This window comes from Vibrio sp. GLN_1 (assembly GCF_043106015.1).
In the GTDB taxonomy this organism is placed as follows: Bacteria; Pseudomonadota; Gammaproteobacteria; order Enterobacterales; family Vibrionaceae; genus Vibrio; species Vibrio parahaemolyticus.
Window position 1 is genome coordinate 378,139 of sequence record NZ_JBICMD010000004.1, and the last position, 21,262, is coordinate 399,400.

Below are 21,262 nucleotides of genomic sequence, written 5' to 3' on the forward strand. Positions count from 1 at the left end.
AGGCAAAACGCTATTGCCACTTCGTGTTTACAAAACCCAGCTGAAGCGTTACTTACGATGACTAAACTGTACATCTAATAAATTCGAGATACACCCATGGCACGCTACGTAGGTCGATTTGCCCCATCCCCTTCTGGCCCATTACACTTTGGCTCATTGATTGCTGCGCTTGGCAGTTATTTTCAAGCCAAAGCAAACAACGGAATTTGGTTAGTACGCATTGAAGATCTTGATCCACCAAGAGAAATGCCCGGCGCTTCGCAACTGATTCTAGAAGCGCTTAAAGCTTACCAGTTGCATTGGGATGGAGAAGTGGTGTATCAAAGCGAGCGTCATGGCCTTTACCAAGCGCAGATCGACGCTTGGCTCGACAACGGTGACGCCTATTATTGCCAATGCACTCGCAAGCAAATTAAAGAGCACGGTGGCTTTTATCCGGGAACTTGCCGAGATAAAAACTTGAAAGAAGGCGCGATTCGCCTAAAAATGACCAAGCCTGTTGCCCGCTTCCTCGATCAGAAACATGGAATGATTGAGATTCCAGAGCAATTGGTTAATGAAGATTTCATTATTAAACGTCGAGATGGATTATTTGCTTATAATCTTGCGGTAGTATTGGACGACATCGACCAAGGGGTTACTGAAGTGGTTCGAGGTGCAGACCTGATTGAACCAACAGGACGCCAAATCAGTTTGTACCAAATCCTTGGACAACCTGAAGTTAGCTACTTGCATTTACCATTGGCGATGGATGACAACGGCAACAAATTGTCGAAACAAAATCACGCGACAGCTATTGATATCGAAAACCCTAAGCCAGCTTTATTGCATGCCATGACGTTTTTAGGCTTTGATGTGCCTGAAGAAATAAAAGCCGCCAGCATGAACGAAATTCTTCGTTGGGGCTGCGAAAATTGGCGCTTAGAACAACTGCCATCAGAGATCGAGATCACACCGCGATTCTCAAATGGCACTGTGTAGGCTATCATTAGCCGCAAAATCAGCCCTAGAGGCGCAGATAACTAACCAAAGCAAGATTGGATTAAACCCAGTTATTGCCAGATGCACATGAATACAAACGACTATACACCAAGCGAACCTGCCACAGTTCCAGAGCTCGCTCTCAATGTAATAACTCGTGAAGAGCACAACATTTCGCGTAAGCAGATCAGTGACAACGCACTGAAAGTGCTGTACCGACTAAACGGTGCTGGTTTCGATGCTTTTCTTGTGGGTGGCGGGGTTCGAGACTTACTGCTTGGACAAAAACCGAAAGACTTTGATATTGCGACCAACGCAACGCCAGAACAGATCAAGCAACTGTTTAGAAACTGCCGCTTGATTGGCCGACGCTTCCGTCTGGCACACATTATGTTTGGCCGAGACATCATCGAAGTGGCGACATTCCGCGGTCACCATCAAGAGCAAAAGAACAAAAACATCTCTCAGCAATCCAAAGAAGGTATGCTGCTACGCGATAACGTGTACGGCACCATTGATGAAGACGCTGAGCGCCGTGACTTTACGATCAACTCGATGTACTACAACATCGCTGATTACTCGATCCACGACTATGCGCGCGGTATCGAAGATTTAGAAGATCGTCTGATTCGTCTGATTGGCGATCCAGAAACACGCTACCGTGAAGACCCAGTGCGCATGCTGCGTGCGGTTCGCTTTGCCGTGAAACTGGACTTTGATATTGAAGAAGACACAGCAGCACCAATCGAAGAGATGGCGCCGCTACTGCGTGAAATTCCTTCCGCTCGTCTTTTCGAAGAGTCACTCAAACTCTTGCAATCAGGCCACGGTCTAGAGACATACCACCTGCTACGTGAATACAACTTATTCCAACAGCTGTTCCCAGCCATTTCGGAGCACTTCTCAGAAGACTACTCGTCGCATACTGAACAAATGCTCGATCTTGTGTTGGATTCCACAGACATGCGTATTGAAGATGGCAAGCGCATTAACCCAGCATTTATGTTTGCTGCAATGCTGTGGTACCCGCTGTGTGCACTAGCAGACAAACTCATGGATCAGCATAACTTGTGTCATTACGACGCGATCATGGAAGCGAGCAACATCATTCTTGATGATCAAGTTCGCACCATCGCAATTCCACGTCGCCATACTGCGACCATCCGTGAGATTTGGCAGCTGCAATTGCGCCTTCCACGACGTAATGGCAAACGTGCGTTCCGCCTAATGGAACTCAACAAATTTAGAGCTGGCTTTGATTTTCTTGAAATGCGCGGTGAAATTGAGGGTGGCGACACTCTGAAGCTTGCTAAGTGGTGGGAAACTTTCCAAAATGCAGGCCGAGAAATGCGCCAAGCTATGGCCGCAGACCTAGATGGTCAAGCGCCAAAATCGGGCCAACGTCGCCGCAAAACCTTTCGCAAGAAGAAGAGTAAGCCGAAATCATGATCACAGCGTACATTGCGGTAGGCAGTAACTTGGCTGATCCTGTCAGCCAAGCTCAGCAAGCGATTGAAGCTCTAAAAACGTTACCAAACTCTGAGTTTGTACAAGCGTCTTCGCTATACAGCAGCACGCCTATGGGGCCACAAAATCAGCCGGATTACATCAATGCGGTTGTGGCGATCAAAACAAATTTGACGCCTCTTGAGCTACTTGATTGCACCCAAGCAATTGAGCAAGAGCAAGGGCGTGTCCGAAAAGACGAACGTTGGGGACCAAGAACCTTGGATCTTGATATCGTTCTTTACGGCAATGAGGTGATTAATTCCGAAAGACTTATTGTTCCTCATTACGGAATGCGAGAGCGCGAATTCGTACTCTACCCTCTTGCGGAAATTGCACCAAGTTTACAACTCCCTGATGGGACCGAGGTCTCTGAACTACTGGAACAAGTAGATAGAAACGGCCTCAGAATTTGGCAGTCATAGCCAGCTCCTAGTAAGGATAAAACAATGAAAAAGATGACCATCAACGACCTTATCAAGTGGAAGCAAGAAGGTCGTAAATTTGCTACTTCAACCGCTTACGATGCGAGCTTTGCACAACTTTTTGAAAGCCAAGAAATGCCCGTTCTTTTAGTAGGTGATTCACTTGGTATGGTATTGCAAGGTGAAAACGATACGCTACCAGTAACGGTAGACGACATCGTGTACCACACTCGCTGTGTGCGTGCTGGCAGCCCAAATTGCTTGCTAATGGCCGATATGCCATTCATGAGCTACGCAACACCAGAGCAAGCGTGTGAGAACGCGGCAAAATTGATGCGCGCAGGCGCAAACATGGTAAAAATCGAAGGTGGCGACTGGCTAGTTGATACCGTTAAGATGCTTACTGAACGCGCAGTGCCAGTCTGTGCTCACCTTGGTTTAACCCCTCAGTCTGTTAACATTTTTGGTGGTTACAAAATCCAAGGTCGCGATCAAGAAAAAGCGGATCGCATGGTAAAAGATGCGTTAGCGCTACAAGAAGCAGGCGCTCAAATCGTCCTACTAGAATGTGTGCCTGCTGAACTGGCAGAGCGCATTACTAAAGTACTCGACGTGCCAGTCATCGGTATCGGTGCGGGTAACGTAACGGATGGTCAGATTCTTGTAATGCATGATATGTTCGGCATCTCTGCCAACTACATGCCTAAATTCTCCAAAAACTTCCTTGCTGAAACAGGTGATATGCGCAAAGCCGTTGCAAAATACATTGAAGATGTAGCAAACGGTGTATTCCCAGACGACGCTCATACCATTGCCTAGAGGATAAAAGCATGCAAACTTTTGCGGAAATCTCAGCAGTTCGTGAACACCTTAAAACCTTTAAACGTGAAGGTCGTAAAATTGCCTTCGTCCCTACAATGGGCAACCTTCACGAAGGTCACTTAACTTTAGTGCGTAAAGCACGCGAATACGCTGATATCGTTGTCGTAAGCATCTTTGTAAACCCGATGCAATTTGATCGTGCAGACGATTTAAATAACTACCCACGTACGCTTGAAGAAGACTTAAGCAAGTTGACGGCAGAAGGCGTCGATGTGGTATTCACGCCAACTCCAGAAATCATCTACCCAGAAGGTCTGGATAAGCAAACCTTCGTCGATGTTCCAGGCCTCTCAACGATTCTAGAAGGCGCGTCTCGCCCAGGTCACTTCCGTGGCGTGACAACCATTGTGAATAAGCTATTTAACATCGTACAACCGGATGTAGCATGCTTCGGCGAGAAGGACTTCCAACAACTTGCTGTTATCCGCAAGATGGTTGATGACCTAGCAATGGATATTGAAATCATTGGTGTACCAACCGTACGAGAGATGGACGGTTTAGCAATGAGTTCACGCAATGGCCTGCTGACACTGGATGAACGTCAACGTGCGCCAGTACTTGCTCGTACAATGCGTTGGATCAGCAGTGCCATTCGTGGTGGCCGCGATGATTACGCATCCATCATTGAAGATGCAAATGATCAGCTACGCGCTGCCGGTCTTCATCCTGATGAGATCTTCATTCGTGATGCTCGTACTCTGCAAGTGATCACACCAGAAACGACACAAGCTGTCATTCTGATGTCGGCATTCTTAGGTCAAGCTCGTCTTATCGACAACCAAACCGTTGATATGGTTGTGGAATCGAAAGATGAAGCAGAATCTAATGATGGCACAGCAGCAAACGCTGAATAAGCCAAACGCTCAAAAGAAAAAGGTCGACCTTGTGTCGACCTTTTTTATGTTCTACGTATAGACGCAATCAAATCCTTCAGGACGTGTTTTAAACCGTTTGTGCAACCACATCCACGCAGGAATATCGCGTCTTATCATTTTTTCGAGTTCTTGGTTCAAGATACTTGCCGCTTTCATCGCATTACGCTTTTCAAAATACTCACTGAGATCCTTCCCAATATACAACGTGTAGTGATGATTCCTGCTCACTGTGACACCTGATATGACCGCGCACTTTGTTGCGTCAATAAGCACACTAGACCCCACAGTGCTCGCAGCTTGTTCAACGGCAAAAAACGGTGCAAAAACAGAATGGTTGGCACCATAATCATGATCAGGTAAATACCAAAGTCGATGGCCATTTTTCAAAACTTTGAGCATTGATTTCACGTCTTTTCGATCGATCATTTGATGCCCAAAACGAGTTCGGCCTCGATGTTGAATAAATTCATAAGCAGGGTTTGAGTTTGGTCGATAAACACCATAGCCTTTGGCAAATTGGCTGAAGATACGAGCGGTTATTTCCAAGTTCAAATGGTGACTACACACCACTAATACACCGCGACCGTTCTTTTCCTCTGTGAGCAGACGATCTTTGCCAACAATAGAAGTTATGCGATTAATTCGCCAGTCAGGCCAAAACCAAGCGATACCAGTTTCGATGAGCGCCATTCCCGTGTATTGAAAGTTTTTTCGTACCACATCCTTGCATTGCCAATCTGTGTAATCAGGAAAACATAGCTGAAGATTACGCAAAGCGATCTTGTATCGGCGCTTCATTAACTGCATCGCAACGCAACCGATGCTTCTACCTAAGATTCGTAAAACCACATACGGCAGTACATTAACAATGATTGCTAGAGATCCAAATGCCAGCCAAACAGACCAATATTTGGGCTTAAGTAACTGATAGGAAAAAAGCGGCGGCGGGACAATATTCATAGGATCACTCATTTATTACAAATGATTGAAACCTATCATGATAAAAACCGGAAGATTGTATGGGTATGTATTGTTGTGCATGCAAAAGAGCAGCGTAAATAGCTGCTCTTTTTCTTTATGAGCATGGCTTAGCTTCGTAGCCCAATCCCTTTTGTTACCAAATAGTGGGCAATGGCGTACAGCACCACAACAAACACACCAAGTACACTAAATGAAGTCACGATACCGACATCCGATACGCCTAAAAATCCGTAACGGAATGCATTCACCATGTAAACAATTGGGTTGATTTTCGATACACCTTGCCAAAACTCAGGCAACAGGCTAATCGAATAAAACACACCGCCAAGATAGGTAAGCGGCGTTAATACAAACGTAGGAATGATTGAGATGTCATCAAACGTCTTTGCGTAAACCGCATTGATCAATCCACCAAGAGCAAACACCACCGACGTCATAAATACCGTCGCCACAATAATGCCCCAGTGCTCAACCTGTAGATCCACAAACAGCAGCGACACGCACGTCACAATAGCACCAACCAGCAAGCCACGGGTTACACCACCCATGACATAACCTGCGATGATGACGTAGTTTGGCACAGGTGCAACCAACAACTCTTCAATGTTCTTTTGCAGTTTTGCACTAAAGAATGAAGACGCGACATTTGAATATGAGTTGGTGATCACCGACATCATGATCAAACCCGGCACGATGTATTCCATATAGCTAAATCCGCTCATTTCACCAATTCGAGAACCGATCAGATTACCAAAGATGATGAAATACAGCGTCATTGTAATCGCTGGTGGTACCAAGGTTTGCACCCAAATACGCGAGAAGCGCGTCACCTCTTTACCCAGCAAACTACGAAATGCTGTCCAATACAGTTGGTACATTTACTTGCTCCCCTCTCTGACAATGCTGACAAACAGTTCTTCTAATCGGTTGGCTTTATTGCGCATCGACAGCACTTTCACGCCATGTTCCGTTAATTGAGCAAACACCGCATTGAGACCTTGGCTTTTATCTAACTCAATTTCTAATGAGCCATCGATTAAGCTTTGACGATTGACACCATTCAACTCAGGCACTTCGCCGTCAGTCTCGATATCTAGAATAAAGGTTTCTACGCTGAGTTTGCTGAGCAACGCTTTCATGGTGGTGTTTTCAATCAACTCGCCGCGATTGATAATGCCTATGTTGCGACACAGCATTTCCGCTTCTTCTAAATAGTGCGTAGTAAGAATGATAGTGATCCCTTGCTGCTGATTGATTTCTTTGAGGAAATCCCACATTGAACGACGCAGCTCAATGTCCACCCCAGCCGTCGGCTCATCCAAAATCAGCAGTTTTGGCTCGTGCATGAGCGCGCGAGCAATCATCAAACGACGCTTCATACCACCCGATAAGTTACGAGCACGCTCTTTGCGCTTCTCCCATAAATCGAGCTTCTTCAGGTATTTTTCGGCTCGCTCTTTTGCCAGAATTTTAGAAACACCATAGTAACCCGCTTGTTGAATGACGATCTGCTCAACCGTTTCAAATTGGTTGAAGTTGAATTCTTGAGGCACTAAACCAAGGTTTTGCTTGGCAAGTTCTAAGTCAGTATCAATGTCATAACCAAAAACTTTTGCCACTCCAGAGGTCTTATTAACCAAAGAAGAGATGATGCCGATCGTGGTTGATTTTCCTGCACCGTTAGGTCCAAGAAGCGCGTAAAAGTCACCTTTTTTAACTTGTAGACTGATGCCTTTTAACGCTTCAAAGCCGCCCGCATACGTTTTACGTAATTGTTCAATTTCTAATGCGTACATAGCGTAATGATTGCCATCTGTTAGTGAATTGGGATGACCAGTTCCAAGATAAGCATCACCTGAAGCTTAGTAGGAAGCTGGAGAAAGTTTCATTAGTTTATCGTCGAATAACGATGATTACAATTAAACCTTTCGACAATATTGGAAATATCAACCTTGTAATCTTCAAGGTTTTCAATTGAGGGGGTTAAGGGGAAACAAAAAAGCGCCGCTAAACAGACTGAGCAGCGCTTTCATACAGAGCGTGAAATTTAAGCGGTCATTCGCTGGTATTGATCCGATTCAACATGCGCGACAGCCGCATTCAAGGCCTCGTAGCGGAACTGATACATATTGTTATCCGGCACTAGATCGATGACATGAAACTTCTCTAGTTGCTCGCGAGTACGCTGATTCGGACACAACAAGTATACTTCACAGCGAGCATCTAACGCGTCTTTAATGGCGTTTTCGAGAGCTAGGCCCACCGTAACATCCAACATAGGAACATCGGTCAAATCCAAGATCATCACGTCGTAATCTGAAATACTGGTGTGTTGACGAGAAATGGCCTTCGACACACTGAAAATCATTGGGCCAGAGAGATAGAAGAACAACACTCGCCCATTGGCACGATCTAACAATCCTCGTTCACTGTCCGTCAGTGGCACATCATCTTCGTCGGCATCACTAATGGCTTTTACCTGACGAGCTTGTTCGCGACTCAAGCGCTCAATAATCATGATGTTTGAAACAAACACACCCAAACCAACGGCCACAATGAGATCAACAAACACTGTCAGTAGCATCACGCCATACATGATCGCCATGCCAGAAAAACTGACCTTATGCGCGCGCTGGATAAAGCTCCAGTCTAAGATGTTAAAGCCAACGTACACCGCGATGCCTGCTAGCACTGCCATTGGGATAGGTTCAGTTAATCCACCAGCCACCAAAACAACCAGAGCCAATACTAAGGCTCGCACCACACCAGATAATGGAGAGCGAGCGCCAACTTGGATGTTTGTCACCGTGCCCATCGTCGCGCCAGCTCCTGGAAGTGCGCCGAATAAACCTGAAATCATATTCGCTAAGCCCTGACCACGAAGCTCTTTGTCGGAATCGTGCTCTTTTCGGGTAAGTGAGTCACCGATAACCGCAGTTAACAAGGTATCAATACAACCGAGCGTACCTAACACCAATGCATCGATGACCATTTCAACGAACATATCGGGGTCGATATGTGGCGCGACCAAAGATGGCAGGCCAGCCGGAATTTCCCCGATACGGCGGATATCTTCCGTATCAAACAACATCACCGACAATAAGGTCACTGCAACCAGTGCGACCAATTGGGCGGGTACATATTTGCGATACTTCTTTGGGAAAAAGAACAGAATGCCCAATGTCAGCAAGCCAAGGAAAAGCTCGTTAAATTTTAGATTAGAAATGGTTTCAGGCAGCGCTGACAATGTCCCTAGCACTCCTCCCGCAGGCGCAGCGTGCCCCAGGAGTGGCGACAATTGAAGAATGATGAGTATGACACCAATACCCGACATAAAGCCGGAGATCACGCTGTAAGGCATTAAGGTGACGTATTTACCCATCTTCAGCGTTCCAAGCAAGATCTGAAATGCACCCGCCATCATGACAACAGTAAACGTCATCGCCATACCTGTTTCAGGGTACTTCACCATCATACTGGTTAATACGGCTGTCATGATCACCGTCATCGGCCCCGTGGGTTCTGAGATAAGTGTATTTGAGCCACCAAATAAGGAGGCAAACAAGCCCACCATGATGGCGCCCCAAAGGCCAGCTTCTGCACCCGCCCCCGAAGCAACCCCGAACGCCAACGCCAAAGGGAGAGAAATAATGGCCGTGGTCACCCCGCCAAATATATCCCCTTTGAAATTGATATCTTTAAAACGACTACCGAACACCGTTTAGCTCCCTGCATTAATTTCAAAATTAAATAAGTAAAATGTCATTACTTTAACGAGGAATGTGAAAAATTAAACCATAAATAAATTATGGCTTAATTCGTTATCTAATAAGCGGTCTGAATTGTACAAATTTATTTCCAAGAACACGTCAGATGAGTCCTGTCTGACGCATATTTAACGGGATCGAAATTGTAACATTGTGTATAGTTACAACACTGATCGCTTGATATGTTTCAATTGCGATGAGTGCTTTTGTCATTTAAGGGAAGTAGTTTGCAAGATGCCGGAAATTAAACAGTTATTTGAGAATAATTCAAAATGGTCGGAAGAAATCAAATCTGATCGTCCTGAATATTTCGCTAAGCTCGCCGAAGGCCAAAAGCCTGATTTTCTTTGGATTGGCTGCTCCGATAGTCGAGTACCCGCAGAACGATTAACCGGCCTTTACTCCGGTGAATTATTTGTTCACCGCAATGTTGCAAACCAAGTCATTCACACAGACCTCAATTGCCTTTCCGTTGTTCAATACGCCGTTGATGTACTCAAGGTGAAGCACATTATTGTGTGTGGTCACTACGGTTGCGGCGGTGTTAACGCAGCGATAGATAACCCTCAACTCGGGCTTATCAATAACTGGCTACTGCACATCAGAGATCTTTACTTCAAGCATCGTTCTTACTTAGATCAAATGCCTGTTGAAGATCGTGCCGATAAGCTTGGTGAAATTAACGTTGCAGAACAAGTTTATAACCTAGGCAATTCAACCATCATGCAAAACGCGTGGGAGCGCGGGCAAGATGTCGAAATTCACGGTGTCGTATACGGAATTGAAGATGGTCGACTTGAATATTTAGGTATTCGCTCTAATTCTAAAGAGACCGTTGAAGCATCGTACCAGAAAGCACTGTCGACGATTTTAAACCCTGACAATAAGCTTCTGTGTCGCTAAGCCATAAAATCTGAATAAATAAAAAACGCCCATTTATATGGGCGTTTTTTTGTATTTCGAATAGTGAACTCAATTATTCTTGAGGAACCACTTTACCGATGAATGGTAGGTGACGGTATTTTTGAGCGTAATCGATACCAACACCAACAACGAACTCGTCAGGGATCTCGAAACCAATCCAATCAACTGGCACATTTACTTCACGGCGAGATGGCTTGTCTAGTAGCGTACAAATCGCGATAGATTTAGGTTCACGTAGCGATAGGATTTCGCGAATTTTATTTAGCGTGTTACCTGTATCGATGATGTCTTCAACAAGCAAAACGTCTTTGCCTTTAATGTCATCATCCAAATCTTTTAAGATGCGTACATCGCGTGAGCTTTCCATCGTATTGCCGTAGCTTGATGCCGTCATAAAATCAACTTGATGAGTCAGTTCAATAGCACGCGCTAGGTCGGCCATAAATACAAAAGAACCACGCAACAAGCCAACCAAAACTAGGTCTTCACTGCCTTGGTAACGCTCTGTAATTTGTTTGCCTAATTCACGAATTCGTTCCTGAACTTCTTGCTCAGAAATCATGACTTCTATTGTATGTTTCATACTGTGCTCAATTTAGTTTGTGGGTTGAGGTAGGTCGCACGCAAACGATCACCTAATCTTACGGCGTGTAGTGTATCACCACGAAGAGTGGGTTGAAAGTCACATCCTTTTGCGGAAAATTCTTGGGAGCGCTGCCAAATTTTCGAAAGTTTACAGCAAAACTTATCAATAATAATGACATTACTGTCTATAAATTATCCATCAGATGTTGACCTTGTGCATATGCACCATTACACTCATCACTGCTTAAAGCAATTATTAAAATAATCAATTAGGGGGTTACCCCCAACAACAACTCAAATGGCAAGGAAAATGGATATGGACTCAATTGCAAAGAGACCTAGAACTAGGCTTTCTCCTCTTAAACGTAAGCAACAACTCATGGAAATCGCGTTAGAAGTATTTGCACGCCGTGGTATTGGCCGTGGTGGTCACGCAGATATTGCTGAAATTGCGCAAGTGTCTGTTGCAACCGTTTTTAACTACTTCCCAACTCGCGAAGATTTGGTTGATGAAGTTCTCAACCATGTTGTCCGTCAGTTCTCGAATTTCCTTTCGGATAACATCGACCTAGACATACACGCTCGTGAAAACATCGCAAACATCACCAATGCGATGATCGAGCTCGTAAGCCAAGATTGTCACTGGCTGAAAGTTTGGTTCGAGTGGAGCGCATCAACTCGTGATGAAGTTTGGCCTCTATTTGTGTCTACCAACCGCACTAACCAATTACTGGTTCAAAACATGTTCATTAAAGCGATTGAACGCGGTGAAGTGTGTGATCAACACGATTCAGAACACTTGGCAAATCTATTCCACGGTATTTGTTACTCGCTGTTCGTACAAGCAAACCGCTTCAAAGGTGAAGCCGAGTTGAAGGAACTCGTGAGCGCTTACCTAGATATGCTTTGCATCTACAATCGCGAACACTAAAGCTCAGATTTGAATACAAACAAGCCCACCACATGGTGGGCTTTTCTATGTTTGTCCGCTTCGAACATTAAAATACAAAAAACCGCTGAAATTCAGCGGTTTTTATTATTCTTTCAGTAAGAGAACTTACTTCTTCTTAACGGCTTTTTTATTTGGCAGGTCAGTGATTGAACCTTCAAATACTTCAGCAGCTAGACCCACAGACTCGTGTAGAGTTGGGTGAGCGTGGATAGTTAGAGCGATATCTTCTGCATCACAACCCATCTCGATCGCAAGACCGATTTCGCCTAGTAGTTCACCACCGTTAGTACCAACGATAGCACCACCGATTACGCGATGAGTTTCTTTGTCGAAGATTAGCTTAGTCATACCGTCTGCACAGTCAGATGCGATTGCACGACCTGATGCTGCCCATGGGAATGTAGCCACTTCGTACTTGATGCCTTCATCTTTCGCTTCTTTCTCAGTCTTACCAACCCAAGCCACTTCTGGCTCAGTGTACGCGATTGAAGGAATAACTTTAGGGTCAAAGTAGTGCTTCTTGCCAGAGATAACTTCAGCCGCTACGTGGCCTTCATGCACACCTTTGTGAGCAAGCATTGGCTGACCAACGATATCACCGATCGCGAAGATGTGAGGAACGTTAGTACGCATTTGCTTATCAACGTTGATGAAGCCGCGCTCGTCGATTTCTAGACCCGCTTTTTCACCGTCGATAAGTTTGCCGTTTGGTACACGACCGATAGCAACTAGAACCGCATCGTAGCGCTCTGCTTCAGCAGGTGCTTTTTTGCCTTCCATTGAAACGTAGATACCGTCTTCTTTCGCTTCAACTGCTGTTACTTTCGTTTCTAGCATTAGCTTGAACTTGTCTTTGATACGCTTGGTGTAAACCTTAACGATATCTTTGTCTGCAGCAGGAATTACCTGGTCAAACATCTCAACAACTTCAACTTTAGAACCTAGAGAGTGGTAAACCGTACCCATTTCTAGACCGATGATACCACCGCCCATGATAAGCAGTTTTTCTGGCACTTCTTTCAGTTCAAGAGCGTCAGTAGAGTCCCAAATACGTGGGTCTTCATGCGGGATAAATGGCAGTTTGATTGGACGAGAACCAGCCGCAACGATTGCGTTGTCGAAGTTAACAACGGTTGACTCGCCTTCACCTTCTACAAGGATAGAGTTAGGGCCAGTGAACTTACCGTAACCGTTTACCACTGTTACGTTACGCATCTTAGCCATGCCGCTTAGGCCGCCAGTTAGTTGGTTAACAACTTTTTCTTTCCAGATACGGATCTTGTTGATGTCTGTTTGCGGTTCGCCGAACACAACGCCGTGATCAGCCATCGCTTTCGCTTCTTCAATTACTTTAGAAACGTGTAGAAGTGCTTTAGATGGGATACAACCCACGTTCAGACACACACCACCTAGAGTGCTGTAACGTTCAACAAGTACAGTTTCAAGACCTAAGTCTGCACAACGGAAGGCAGCGGAGTAACCAGCAGGACCAGAACCAAGTACAACAACTTGGGCTTTAATTTCTTTGCTCATTTTGACCTCTTGTAGTCATTATCCCTAACAGGCTGAGTGGGTATCGATTTTATATGTTTAAGAGTTATTCGTTTTAAACAGTTATTTTCAGACCGCCAACAGTTTACAGAGATGTTAATGGTGTGAAAAGTAAATCAATTTAGCCTGTGAGCTAGACAACAATTCGATTGTGAAAACCCTGTTGTGAGTAAGGGCGCTAACCAAATTGTCCGGTAGTTATTATTAGCAGAGGCGGCTAAATTGCCGCCTCTCATTCATCTAATCTTGATTAAAGAACTAGACGACGAATGTCAGATAGACATGCGTTTAGGTAAGTGATGAAGCGCGCACCTTCAGCACCATCAATCACACGGTGGTCGTATGATAGAGACAGTGGAAGTTGTAGACGCGGTTCGAACTCTTTACCGTTCCATACAGGTTTCATCTCTGACTTAGACACACCTAGGATACCAACTTCTGGCGCGTTTACTATTGGAGTAAACGCCGTACCGCCGATACCGCCTAGGCTAGAGATAGTGAAACAGCCACCTTGCATGTCAGCAGCAGTTAGCTTGCCAGCACGAGCTTTCTTAGAAACAGCCATAAGCTCTTCAGATAGCTCGTAGATGCCTTTCTTGTTCACGTCTTTAAATACAGGAACAACTAGACCGTTTGGCGTATCTACCGCGATACCGATGTTCACGTATTTCTTCAGAATTAGGCTCTCACCGTCTTCTGATAGAGAAGAGTTGAACGCTGGGAACGCTTCAAGTGCTTTAGCCGCCGCTTTCATGATGAACACAAGTGGAGTGATCTTCATGCCAGTGTCTTTCTTCGCTTCAATCGCGTTTTGCTCTTTACGGAATGCTTCAAGAGCCGTGATGTCTGCATTATCCCACTGTGTAACGTGCGGGATCATTACCCAGTTACGATGTAGGTTAGCACCAGAGATCTTCTTAATGCGAGATAGCGGTTGAACTTCTGTCTCACCGAACTTGCTGAAGTCCACTTTTGGCCATGGTAGTAGACCAAGAGCTGCACCGTCGCCTTTGCCAGATGCTGCTGCACCAGACTCAAGACGCTTAAGCGCTTCTTTCACGTAGTTCTGAACGTCTTCTTTCAGGATACGGCTCTTACGACCAGAACCTTTAACCTTAGAAAGGTTTACGCCGAACTCACGAGCTAGACGACGAACAACTGGAGACGCGTGAGCGTACTCATCGTTCTCTTTGAAATCGCCAGTCGCTGCTGGAGCTGCTGCCGCTGGAGCTTCTGCTTTAGGAGCTGCCGCTGCAGGTGCTGCCGCTTGAGCTGGAGCTGCTGCCGGAGCAGGTGCTGCGCCCGCTACTTCGAATACCATAATTAGTGAGCCAGTAGACACTTTGTCGCCAGCTGCAATCTTGATTTCTTTAACTGTACCAGCGAATGGTGCAGGAACTTCCATAGAAGCTTTGTCGCCTTCAACAGTGATCAGAGATTGCTCTTCTTCCACCGTGTCGCCAACTGCAACCATGATTTCAGTTACTTCTACTTCATCGCCGCCGATATCTGGAACGTTAACGTCTTTCGCCGCAGATGCAGCTGGAGCTGCTGCCGCTGGAGCTTCAACTGCCGCAGGAGCTGCTGGAGCACCTGAACCTGCAGTTTCGAATACCATGATTAGAGAGCCAGTCGATACTTTATCGCCTGCTGCTACTTTGATCTCTTTAAGCGTACCTGCGAATGGTGCAGGAACTTCCATAGAAGCTTTGTCGCCTTCTACAGTGATAAGAGATTGCTCTTCTTCGATGCTGTCGCCGATTGCTACCATGATTTCAGTAACTTCAACTTCGTCACCACCGATGTCTGGTACGTGAACTTCTTTCAGTTCTGCCGCTGCTGCTGGAGCTGGAGCCGCTGCTGGAGCCACTTCTGCCGCAGGAGCAGGTGCAGCGTCAGCTGCACCCTCGGCTTCGAAAATCATGATTAGAGAACCAGTAGAAACCTTGTCGCCTTCTGCAACTTTGATTTCTTTAACGATACCCGCTTGAGAAGCAGGAACTTCCATAGAAGCTTTATCGCCTTCAACAGTGATCAGAGACTGTTCTTCTTCAACCTTGTCGCCAACGCTTACAAGAATCTCAGTAACTTCAACCTCATCCGCACCGATGTCTGGTACATTAATTTCGATTGCCATTTCTTATCTACCTTCTTAATTAAGCGTATAGCGGGTTAGTTTTCTCAGTGTCGATGTCGAACTTCTTGATTGCTTCAGCAATTACAGTCTTCTCAACTTCGCCACGTTTCGCTAGTTCAGTTAGCGCTGCTACTACTACGTAACCTGCGTTCACTTCGAAGTGACGACGTAGGTTTTCACGGCTGTCTGAGCGACCGAAGCCGTCAGTACCAAGAACTTTGAAAGACTCAGCAGGAATGAATGCACGAACCTGCTCTGCGTAGTTCTTCATGTAGTCAGTTGCTGCGATAGCTGGCTCAGTACCCATTACTGTTTGGATGTAAGGTACTTTCGCTTCCGCTTCTGGGTGAAGCATATTGAAACGCTCTGCATCTTGACCGTCGCGAGTTAGTTCGTTGAATGACGTTACAGAGTAAACATCAGAAGCAACACCGTACTCTTCGCTTAGGATTTGAGCTGCTTTACGTACTTCATTCATGATAGTACCTGAGCTCATTAGCTGAACTTTCGCTTTATCGCCCGTGTAAGTTTCTAGCTTGTAGATACCTTTACGGATGCCTTCTTCAGCGCCTTCTGGCATTGCTGGCATTGCGTAGTTTTCGTTCATTAGCGTCAGGTAGTAGAACACGTTCTCTTGATCAGGACCGTACATGCGACGGATACCGTCTTGCATGATTACTGCTACTTCGTACGCGAATGTTGGGTCGTAAGAGATACAGTTAGGAACTGTACCCGCCATGATGTGCGAGTGACCGTCTTCGTGCTGTAGACCTTCGCCGTTCAGCGTCGTACGACCAGCGGTTGCACCTAGTAGGAAACCACGTGCTTGTTGGTCGCCCGCCATCCACGCCATGTCGCCAACACGTTGGAAGCCGAACATTGAGTAGTAGATGTAGAACGGGATCATTGGTAGGTCGTTTGTCGAGTATGAAGTCGCAGCAGCAACCCATGAAGACATAGCACCTAGCTCGTTGATACCTTCTTGCAGAACCTGACCTGACGTTGCTTCTTTGTAGTAAGAAACGATGTCGCGGTCTTGTGGTGTGTAGTTCTGGCCGTGCGGGTTGTAAATACCGATTTGACGGAACAGACCTTCCATACCAAATGTACGCGCTTCGTCAGCAATGATAGGAACGATGTTCTTACCAATGTTCTTGTTCTTAAGTAGAACGTTAAGTGCACGTACGAATGCCATAGTAGAAGAGATATCACGCTTCTGCTCTTCTAGTAGTGGCTTGAATTCTTCTAGCTCAGGAACGATGAGTTCTTGAGTGAAGTTTGGTAGACGCTGTGGCGTGTAGCCGTGTAGCGCTTTACGACGAGCGTGTAGGTATTCGTACTCTTTTGAACCTTCTTCAAGTTTCAGGTACGGAAGTTCTTTAACCGCTTCGTCAGTTAGGATGTCTTGTAGACCTAGACGATCACGTAGGTGTAGTACGTGAGTCATATCCATCTTCTTAACTTGGTGCGCGATGTTCTTACCTTCAGCCGCTTCACCCATGCCGTAACCTTTAACAGTCTTAGCTAGGATAACTGTTGGACGGCCTTTAGTTTCTGCCGCGTTTTTGTAAGCAGCGTAAAGCTTAGAAGACTCATGACCACCACGCTTAAGTGCGAAGATTTCGTCGTCAGTCATGTCAGCAACTAGTGCAGCAGTTTCTGGGTACTTACCGAAGAAGTGCTCACGCACGTATGCGCCATCTTTCGCTTTGAACGTTTGGTAATCGCCATCGATTGTTTCGTTCATAAGCTGTAGAAGCTTACCAGTTGTGTCTTTAGCTAGTAGAGAATCCCAGTTGTTACCCCAGATCACTTTCACTACGTTCCAGCCAGCACCTTTGAACAGACCTTCAAGTTCTTGAATGATCTTACCGTTACCCATTACAGGGCCATCTAGACGCTGCAGGTTACAGTTGATTAGGAAACATAGGTTGTCTAGCTTCTCACGCGCAGCGAAAGAGATAGCACCACGTGATTCAGGCTCATCCATCTCACCGTCACCTAGGAACGCGTAAACGCGCTGCTCAGAAGTATCTTTCATGCCGCGGCCTTCAAGGTACTTAAGGAAACGAGCTTGGTAGATCGCAGAGATCGGACCTAGACCCATAGATACGGTTGGGAACTGCCAGAATTCAGGCATTAGTTTAGGGTGCGGGTATGATGGGATACCTTTACCATCCACTTCTTGACGGAAGTTGTCTAGCTGCTCTTCAGTTAGACGACCTTCAACGAACGCACGAGCGTAGATACCCGGTGAGATGTGACCTTGGTAGTAAACTAGGTCACCACCGTCCTTCTCGTTTGGCGCACGGAAGAAGTGGTTGAAACATGTTTCGTAGAATGCAGCAGAAGACTGGAAAGACGCCATGTGGCCGCCTAGTTCTAGGTCTTTCTTAGATGCGCGAAGAACGATCATGATGGCGTTCCAGCGAATGATGGAACGAATACGGCGCTCAAGCGTTGTGTCACCAGGGTAAGCTGGCTCTTGGTCTGCAGGAATCGTGTTGATGTAGTTAGTTGTGATACCTGTTGGCATATCAACACCGTCTAGACGTGCTTTGTCTAGAACCTGCTCTAGTAGGTACTGAGCGCGTTCTACACCTTCTTCACGTACAACTGACTCAAGTGCTTGTAGCCATTCTTGAGTTTCCAGTGCATCTACGTCATGCTTCATATCAGACATGGCGATCTATCCTTCTGTTGGTTGGATCTACTTATTTAAGTAACACTCTTACGAGTTGTTACCCTGCTGAATTCGACGCAGAGAACGCTCTCGTCGAGACTCTTCTCGAGTCAAATCCAACAATGTTTCTTCGATGTAAGCCAAGTGCGAATGAGACATCTCACGAGCCTTTTCAGGCTGACCAGAAACAATCGCATCCACAATGTTAGCTCGGTGTTTACTCACTTTCTCGACCGCCTCAGGGCGGCGACGTAGTAATTTAAAATTCTGTATAATGTTTTGCTCAAGTAGAGGAGCTAAGCTACGCACAATGTGCAGTAACACGACATTATGAGCCGCTTCTGTTATCGCAATTAAAAACTGCATAACTTCCGCTGATTCCGCTTCGATATCGTTGTTTGCTTGCTCTTTACTAATGCGCTCAAGGCAGCCTTGAATGCGTGCAAAATCTTCTTCGGTACCACGCAAAGCTGCAAAGTACGCTGAAATCCCTTCCATTGCATGACGTGACTCAAGCAAATCAAGTTGGGTTTCAGAGTGGCTAGACAACAAATTCAGCAAAGGATCGGAAAAGCTTTTCCAGATGTTTTCGCTAACGAAAGTACCGCCACCTTGGCGACGAGTTAACAAACGTTTCGCTTCTAAGCGTTGGATGGCTTCACGGACTGAAGGACGAGACACATCGAACTGTTTCGCCAGTTCGCGCTCTGGTGGCAATTGTTGCCCCGGAGACAATGTTCCTTCCACAATCAACCTTTCTAACTCTTGTTCAATAACATCAGAGAGCTTTGGCTGACGAATCCTTTGATAAGCCATAATTTATTGTTCTTCTACTCTTGCAGGTAATTGGTAATACCAATTTTAAGTTGGTGCAGAAATTAACATAATTAAAACGCAACTGTCCAGCCAAAAATTGACCTAAATCATAGAACGGACTTACAACCAACAGTCTGATAACAATTGACTATTAAAACGGCAAAAAAATTGGTCTGACCAATTACATTAACAAAACAAATGGGAATTAGACGTGCTAGCGGTTTTGGAAAAGAAATACAAAAAATGACAAAATGATCAGTCTATTTATTCACCAAAACGAACTCATTAGTCGTAAAAATGTAGTTAATTTTTAACAACCATTAATATTTCTCGTATCAAAAAAAGGCATACCTGATCGTATGCCTTATTTATTTCCGTTTTTTGAATTTACAGTTTTGCTACAAATCAACGTTGAACCAGCTGCCTATATTTAACCCAATCAAAGCTTAGACCAGGATCGCTTTTTCTCAAGGGAGCAATGTATTGATGACCGGTAATTCGCGGCAAGGTAATTTGAGGATATTGGTGCATGATGGCTTGAGTTAATCGAGCAAGTGATTGATATTGCTCTTCTGTATACGCCACAAATTCTGTTCCCTCTAGCTCAATGCCAATAGAGTAATCATTGCAACGGTCTCTCCCGGCAAAGCTTGATTGCCCCGCATGCCATGCTCTATCAAGAAATGAAACGAACTGAACAATCTCACCGTCACGCTTAATTAAACAATGCGCTGAAACGCCCATTTTGTGAATTACCTCAAAAAATGGGTGCGCGTTAGGATCAAGATTACCGCTGAAAAAGTCTTCAATATACGGCCCACCAAACTGGCCAGGTGGCAAACTGATGTTATGAACAACTAATAGAGAGATATCGTGTTCGCTGTTACGTGCATCAAAAAATGGTGATGGAACATGCTTTGCTTGAGTCAACCATCCATTATCGATAATTGGGAGCATATCAACCTCTATAGTTTGCAAATTAACTGCTGAAATTATTGACACCGGAGAGTATCATTCGATGCCATCTCCCTTTCAAGACTAGATTTGCGATGAAGAACACACACAACAGCCAAGAACGCCTAGAATACCTCAAGCAACAGCTTCCTTTAGAAATCACCCGCTCTGTCGCCGATACCTTAAAAGAAGATCTAGGTGGCACGTTGGATGCGTCACAAGATATCACTGCATCTCTTATTCCTGCTGATGCAATGAATACAGCAACCATCATCACTCGTGAACACGGCGTGTTTTGTGGTCAAGCTTGGGCAGATGAAGTATTTAAACAGCTTGGCGGCAAAGTCACTATCGAATGGCATGTAAAAGATGGCGATAAAGTCGAGCCAAACCAAACACTTTGTACGCTGACAGGCCCAGCTCGTGACCTGTTAACGGGTGAGCGCAACGCAATGAACTTTATTCAAACCCTTTCTGGCTGTGCAACAACAACCGCTGAGTATGCAGCAAAAATCGCGCATACCGATTGTCGTTTGTTAGACACTCGCAAAACCATTCCAGGTCTTCGAAGTGCTCTGAAGTACGCCGTTGCTTGTGGTGGTGGTTTTAACCATCGTATCGGAGTGTTCGACGCTTACCTCATCAAAGAAAACCACATCATCGCTTGTGGTGGAATTACTCAAGCAATCACCACAGCAAAAGAGCTCAATCCTGGCAAACCAGTAGAAGTAGAAACAGAAAGCCTGGCTGAGCTACAAGAAGCGATCGACGCAGGTGCCGACATCATCATGCTAGATAACTTCACCAAAGAAATGATGCGTGAAGCCGTAGAGATTAACGCAGGCCGTGCCGCTTTAGAAAACTCAGGCAACATCACGCTAGAGACTATCGCTGAATACGCAGAAACCGGCGTCGATTACATTTCGGTAGGCGCACTAACTAAGCATCTAAAAGCGATGGATCTTTCGATGCGCTTCAAATAATAAAAGCAACAATTTTCAATTACTTCAACTAACTCAGTAAGTTGTGAGTAATTCATCATTAAAAAGGGCCACTAGGCCCTTTCTTTTTATCCACTAAAAAAATAGCACTACTCGCAAAACTCTGCATGCGATATGCAACTTTTCACCAAAGAGTTTTACCTCACTCGAGACCCCATCTCTTCCCCATTTTCAACCTTTATGAAGTCTCCATAATCCTTCGCTAATGCAAGGGCATTATTTATTTCATTAAGAAGGAAAGA

The 21,262-nt window shown here is 45.4% G+C and carries 18 protein-coding genes; 8 read left to right on the plus strand and 10 right to left on the minus strand.

The genetic code is table 11. The features are described from left to right. Nucleotides 1–96: 96 nt before the first annotated feature. From gluQRS to panC, 5 genes are all read left to right on the plus strand, one after another. Nucleotides 97–981, plus strand: a complete 885-nt coding sequence (gene gluQRS / locus ACF8OV_RS02045) for a tRNA glutamyl-Q(34) synthetase GluQRS (protein WP_005494009.1) — start codon at nucleotides 97–99, stop codon at nucleotides 979–981. An 81-nt stretch (nucleotides 982–1,062) separates the two neighbouring features. After that, nucleotides 1,063–2,430: a polynucleotide adenylyltransferase PcnB gene (gene pcnB, locus ACF8OV_RS02050; protein ID WP_029825269.1), complete on the plus strand. Its 1,368-nt coding sequence runs from the start codon at nucleotides 1,063–1,065 to the stop codon at nucleotides 2,428–2,430. After that, nucleotides 2,427–2,912: a 2-amino-4-hydroxy-6-hydroxymethyldihydropteridine diphosphokinase gene (gene folK / locus ACF8OV_RS02055; RefSeq protein ID WP_005494002.1), complete on the plus strand. Its 486-nt coding sequence runs from the start codon at nucleotides 2,427–2,429 to the stop codon at nucleotides 2,910–2,912. The genes pcnB and folK overlap by 4 nt, the downstream gene beginning before the upstream one ends. A gap of 24 nt (nucleotides 2,913–2,936) precedes the next feature. Beyond that, complete coding sequence (gene panB, locus ACF8OV_RS02060) at nucleotides 2,937–3,731, plus strand: 3-methyl-2-oxobutanoate hydroxymethyltransferase (protein ID WP_005454450.1); 795 nt, start codon at nucleotides 2,937–2,939, stop codon at nucleotides 3,729–3,731. A gap of 11 nt (nucleotides 3,732–3,742) precedes the next feature. After that, nucleotides 3,743–4,648 carry a pantoate--beta-alanine ligase gene (panC, locus tag ACF8OV_RS02065; RefSeq protein WP_020835401.1) on the plus strand — a complete coding sequence of 302 codons (906 nt, stop codon included), beginning with the start codon at nucleotides 3,743–3,745 and terminating at the stop codon, nucleotides 4,646–4,648. A 51-nt stretch (nucleotides 4,649–4,699) separates the two neighbouring features. On the opposite strand, the gene ACF8OV_RS02070 is transcribed toward panC, so the two are convergent. The 4 genes from ACF8OV_RS02070 to ACF8OV_RS02085 all read right to left on the minus strand — a co-directional run bounded on the left by ACF8OV_RS02070 (nucleotide 4,700) and on the right by ACF8OV_RS02085 (nucleotide 9,368). Next, nucleotides 4,700–5,629: a Kdo(2)-lipid IV(A) acyltransferase gene (locus tag ACF8OV_RS02070; protein WP_031821487.1), complete on the minus strand. Its 930-nt coding sequence runs from the start codon at nucleotides 5,627–5,629 to the stop codon at nucleotides 4,700–4,702. Between the two features lie 128 nt (nucleotides 5,630–5,757). Next, nucleotides 5,758–6,528 (minus strand): ABC transporter permease, encoded by a 771-nt coding sequence (locus tag ACF8OV_RS02075; protein ID WP_005479696.1) that lies wholly within the window; start codon nucleotides 6,526–6,528, stop codon nucleotides 5,758–5,760. Then, nucleotides 6,529–7,446: an ABC transporter ATP-binding protein gene (locus tag ACF8OV_RS02080; RefSeq protein WP_005462584.1), complete on the minus strand. Its 918-nt coding sequence runs from the start codon at nucleotides 7,444–7,446 to the stop codon at nucleotides 6,529–6,531. It abuts the gene before it with no gap. Between the two features lie 251 nt (nucleotides 7,447–7,697). After that, entirely contained in the window at nucleotides 7,698–9,368 is a 1,671-nt protein-coding gene (locus ACF8OV_RS02085) for a SulP family inorganic anion transporter (protein WP_203503829.1), read from the minus strand. 283 nt (nucleotides 9,369–9,651) lie between these two features. Between ACF8OV_RS02085 and can the strand changes: the two genes are divergently transcribed. Then, entirely contained in the window at nucleotides 9,652–10,320 is a 669-nt protein-coding gene (can, locus tag ACF8OV_RS02090; protein WP_005462578.1) for a carbonate dehydratase, read from the plus strand. Between the two features lie 73 nt (nucleotides 10,321–10,393). Here can and hpt read toward each other — a convergent pair whose 3' ends face one another. Beyond that, complete coding sequence (hpt, locus tag ACF8OV_RS02095; protein WP_005479701.1) at nucleotides 10,394–10,924, minus strand: hypoxanthine phosphoribosyltransferase; 531 nt, start codon at nucleotides 10,922–10,924, stop codon at nucleotides 10,394–10,396. A 318-nt stretch (nucleotides 10,925–11,242) separates the two neighbouring features. Here hpt and opaR point away from each other — a divergent pair, with 318 nt between their 5' ends. Next, nucleotides 11,243–11,857 (plus strand): transcriptional regulator OpaR, encoded by a 615-nt coding sequence (gene opaR, locus ACF8OV_RS02100; RefSeq protein ID WP_005479697.1) that lies wholly within the window; start codon nucleotides 11,243–11,245, stop codon nucleotides 11,855–11,857. 126 nt (nucleotides 11,858–11,983) lie between these two features. Here opaR and lpdA read toward each other — a convergent pair whose 3' ends face one another. The 5 genes from lpdA to ampD all read right to left on the minus strand — a co-directional run bounded on the left by lpdA (nucleotide 11,984) and on the right by ampD (nucleotide 20,022). Then, nucleotides 11,984–13,411 carry a dihydrolipoyl dehydrogenase gene (gene lpdA, locus ACF8OV_RS02105; RefSeq protein ID WP_203503827.1) on the minus strand — a complete coding sequence of 476 codons (1,428 nt, stop codon included), beginning with the start codon at nucleotides 13,409–13,411 and terminating at the stop codon, nucleotides 11,984–11,986. A gap of 268 nt (nucleotides 13,412–13,679) precedes the next feature. Next, nucleotides 13,680–15,566: a pyruvate dehydrogenase complex dihydrolipoyllysine-residue acetyltransferase gene (gene aceF / locus ACF8OV_RS02110; protein ID WP_203503825.1), complete on the minus strand. Its 1,887-nt coding sequence runs from the start codon at nucleotides 15,564–15,566 to the stop codon at nucleotides 13,680–13,682. Nucleotides 15,567–15,585: 19 nt separating this feature from the next. Further along, on the minus strand, nucleotides 15,586–18,249 hold the full coding sequence (aceE, locus tag ACF8OV_RS02115; RefSeq protein WP_025611111.1) for a pyruvate dehydrogenase (acetyl-transferring), homodimeric type: 2,664 nt from the start codon (nucleotides 18,247–18,249) through the stop codon (nucleotides 15,586–15,588). 48 nt (nucleotides 18,250–18,297) lie between these two features. Further along, the gene (gene pdhR / locus ACF8OV_RS02120) at nucleotides 18,298–19,065 is read right to left on the minus strand and encodes a pyruvate dehydrogenase complex transcriptional repressor PdhR (RefSeq protein WP_029823257.1); all 768 of its coding nucleotides are present in this window, start codon (nucleotides 19,063–19,065) and stop codon (nucleotides 18,298–18,300) included. Between the two features lie 405 nt (nucleotides 19,066–19,470). Then, entirely contained in the window at nucleotides 19,471–20,022 is a 552-nt protein-coding gene (gene ampD, locus ACF8OV_RS02125) for a 1,6-anhydro-N-acetylmuramyl-L-alanine amidase AmpD (protein WP_203503996.1), read from the minus strand. A 92-nt stretch (nucleotides 20,023–20,114) separates the two neighbouring features. Between ampD and nadC the strand changes: the two genes are divergently transcribed. Further along, nucleotides 20,115–21,002 (plus strand): carboxylating nicotinate-nucleotide diphosphorylase, encoded by an 888-nt coding sequence (nadC, locus tag ACF8OV_RS02130; protein ID WP_029798874.1) that lies wholly within the window; start codon nucleotides 20,115–20,117, stop codon nucleotides 21,000–21,002. Nucleotides 21,003–21,262: the final 260 nt, after the last annotated feature.

What these genes read in the sequence shown, in the direction of transcription:
- gluQRS (WP_005494009.1), top strand. Translation starts at nt 97, where the DNA reads ATGGCACGCTACGTAGGTCGATTTGCCCCATCCCCTTCTGGCCCATTA.
- pcnB (WP_029825269.1), top strand. Translation starts at nt 1,063, where the DNA reads ATGCACATGAATACAAACGACTATACACCAAGCGAACCTGCCACAGTT.
- folK (WP_005494002.1), top strand. Translation starts at nt 2,427, where the DNA reads ATGATCACAGCGTACATTGCGGTAGGCAGTAACTTGGCTGATCCTGTC.
- panB (WP_005454450.1), top strand. Translation starts at nt 2,937, where the DNA reads ATGAAAAAGATGACCATCAACGACCTTATCAAGTGGAAGCAAGAAGGT.
- panC (WP_020835401.1), top strand. Translation starts at nt 3,743, where the DNA reads ATGCAAACTTTTGCGGAAATCTCAGCAGTTCGTGAACACCTTAAAACC.
- ACF8OV_RS02070 (WP_031821487.1), bottom strand. Translation starts at nt 5,629, where the DNA reads ATGAATATTGTCCCGCCGCCGCTTTTTTCCTATCAGTTACTTAAGCCC.
- ACF8OV_RS02075 (WP_005479696.1), bottom strand. Translation starts at nt 6,528, where the DNA reads ATGTACCAACTGTATTGGACAGCATTTCGTAGTTTGCTGGGTAAAGAG.
- ACF8OV_RS02080 (WP_005462584.1), bottom strand. Translation starts at nt 7,446, where the DNA reads ATGTACGCATTAGAAATTGAACAATTACGTAAAACGTATGCGGGCGGC.
- can (WP_005462578.1), top strand. Translation starts at nt 9,652, where the DNA reads ATGCCGGAAATTAAACAGTTATTTGAGAATAATTCAAAATGGTCGGAA.
- hpt (WP_005479701.1), bottom strand. Translation starts at nt 10,924, where the DNA reads ATGAAACATACAATAGAAGTCATGATTTCTGAGCAAGAAGTTCAGGAA.
- opaR (WP_005479697.1), top strand. Translation starts at nt 11,243, where the DNA reads ATGGACTCAATTGCAAAGAGACCTAGAACTAGGCTTTCTCCTCTTAAA.
- lpdA (WP_203503827.1), bottom strand. Translation starts at nt 13,411, where the DNA reads ATGAGCAAAGAAATTAAAGCCCAAGTTGTTGTACTTGGTTCTGGTCCT.
- aceF (WP_203503825.1), bottom strand. Translation starts at nt 15,566, where the DNA reads ATGGCAATCGAAATTAATGTACCAGACATCGGTGCGGATGAGGTTGAA.
- aceE (WP_025611111.1), bottom strand. Translation starts at nt 18,249, where the DNA reads ATGTCTGATATGAAGCATGACGTAGATGCACTGGAAACTCAAGAATGG.
- pdhR (WP_029823257.1), bottom strand. Translation starts at nt 19,065, where the DNA reads ATGGCTTATCAAAGGATTCGTCAGCCAAAGCTCTCTGATGTTATTGAA.
- ampD (WP_203503996.1), bottom strand. Translation starts at nt 20,022, where the DNA reads ATGCTCCCAATTATCGATAATGGATGGTTGACTCAAGCAAAGCATGTT.
- nadC (WP_029798874.1), top strand. Translation starts at nt 20,115, where the DNA reads ATGAAGAACACACACAACAGCCAAGAACGCCTAGAATACCTCAAGCAA.